Origin of the sequence: Roseovarius sp. D0-M9, assembly GCF_037083805.1 — a bacterium.
Taxonomy (GTDB): domain Bacteria; phylum Pseudomonadota; class Alphaproteobacteria; order Rhodobacterales; family Rhodobacteraceae; genus Roseovarius.
In genome coordinates this window covers 1-1,865 of the sequence record NZ_JBAPKZ010000106.1, presented here as the reverse complement: position 1 = coordinate 1,865, position 1,865 = coordinate 1, and the positions used below count along the sequence as shown (strand labels likewise).

Annotated in this window: 2 protein-coding genes; both read right to left on the bottom strand. The window is 54.8% G+C overall.

Annotated features, from left to right (window positions below):
* Window positions 1-165: 165 nt before the first annotated feature.
* A complete protein-coding gene (locus V8352_RS21630; RefSeq protein WP_336426323.1) occupies window positions 166-813 on the bottom strand; it encodes a CHASE domain-containing protein in 648 nt (215 codons plus the stop codon).
* Window positions 814-1,463: 650 nt separating this feature from the next.
* Complete coding sequence (locus V8352_RS21625) at window positions 1,464-1,631, bottom strand: helix-turn-helix transcriptional regulator (protein WP_442971086.1); 168 nt, start codon at window positions 1,629-1,631, stop codon at window positions 1,464-1,466.
* Between the last annotated feature and the right edge of the window lie 234 nt (window positions 1,632-1,865).

Here is a 1,865-nt window from a genome sequence, read left to right as displayed (position 1 = left end):
TTCCGTCCCCCCCCCGTTGCTCAGAACGGTCGAAGGCTAACCAAGAACCTCGTGCAGACCAACATGGCCCGGCGCATCCGCCGCTGCGATGGCTGAGGTCTCCGCGTCGAACGCGCCTACCGAAGGCACGAAATATGGGAGCGGCTCAAGCACCGGTGCGCCCGACTACCCACACGGAACGAGAAGGGACCAGAAAACTGTGTGGCTATTGCCGTTTCGCAAGAACACCGGGAATCGTCCGATGAAACCTTGACCGCCCTGCACCAAGTCCACCGGCCCAGCGAGGACCAAGTCGCCAAGGTCACGCGCGCGCAGGGCCGCATCTCGCTGTTCTGGGATGCTGTTGTAGTCAAGGCCGATCGCCTGTTCATTGCCTTCGATCGGATACATCATCTGGATGATCATATCCGGCGCAGCGGCGATATTGCGCAGCGACGGCTCGTTGTCGATCAGCCTGCTAGCTAATTCTGCAAAGCGCGTCTGATCCATTTTAGGCTCGGTTTCAATTGCGGCAATTAAACCACGCACCAATTGGATCGGTCCGTTTACGGCGCCTTCCAGATCTGCGCGTAGCAACGCCACCTCACCCGCAATCGTGGCCCGTTGAGCTTCGAAATAATTCTTACGTGCCTGTATCTCAGCGGCAAACCATCCGGCGATAACGACCAAGAACGCAAGCAGCGCAGGCACGTTTGTTCTGCGCAATAAGTTCTTATCGACCCAAGAAAGCCATTGTGTCATCCAGAGGAACGGAACGTGATTGAACGTACGATAGAAACCACGAGTATCTGCCTTCTCTTTTTTGGTCGCCATATGAGATCTTGGATACCCAACGGTAACACAGCATGCCACGCAAGCAATACGACCTTGCCCTCGGCTGAGAGGCTTGACGGCAGTGCGTAGGCAGCGCAACGACATCAGCCCAGCGTGCTGGCAAAGGATATGCCAAGCACCCCGACGCGGGCAAGCGGATGTCTCGCCTCGCCGTCATGAACGGCTACACCGCGCTTGGAATACCTGTCACAAAACCGTGGGATAAATCTGTCCGGGGAAAGGGGAACCTTGGACATCAGGGACTTTGTGCAACAGGGCCTAGTGAACCGCGCTCTGGTCGCAACGGGTGACCTAGACATCGAAGGTCAGAGTTCCTTCTTCTTACAGGTTGAGTTGCACCCGGAAAGGTTTGGCTCGCTTCTTAAAGAGTTGTTGGCACCCGGCGCTCAGCTTCGACTTTCCGTAGACGTTCATCGGTTCAGAAATTTTTACGCCGAATGGTCCTTCTGTTGGGACAGGTCGAGAGGGCGAAAGGCACAAATGGACCGCGCCCCAAGAGAGATTGGAGGTCATTTTCGTTTCCGGTTTTTTTTCGGGAACTGTCGCGTTGGGGTGCAGATTTTGTAATCAGAAAATCGACGTTGAGCCGATTCGCTCCGCTAGCTGAGATTCATAGCTAATGGGTTGCTTTAGGCGGTATTTCGGCTAACCAACCAATTGGAAATCTCAGATTGCTTCCATCCGACGGCTCGCGCAGACAGTCTATATGGGCGTGGAAACTCGTCCTGTGCCATCAAACGATAGATGTGAGCGCGGCTAAAACCGGTTTGGTGTTCGACTTCATGCCGACGAAGCATTCGGTCAGATGCAAAGGTTTCTGTCATTGCGTCCTCCTAAGACTTTGAACGTCATTAGAAGTCGCATGGAGACATCGGTTCACGGAACTGAGTTTGGTGAACTAATTTTCAATGTCCATGAAGTTTTGAGGTCCCTTCTCGTTCCGTGTGGGTAGTCGGGCGCACCGGTGCTTGAGCCGCTCCCATATTTCGTGCCTTCGGTAGGCGCGTCCGACGCGGAGACCTCAGCCATCG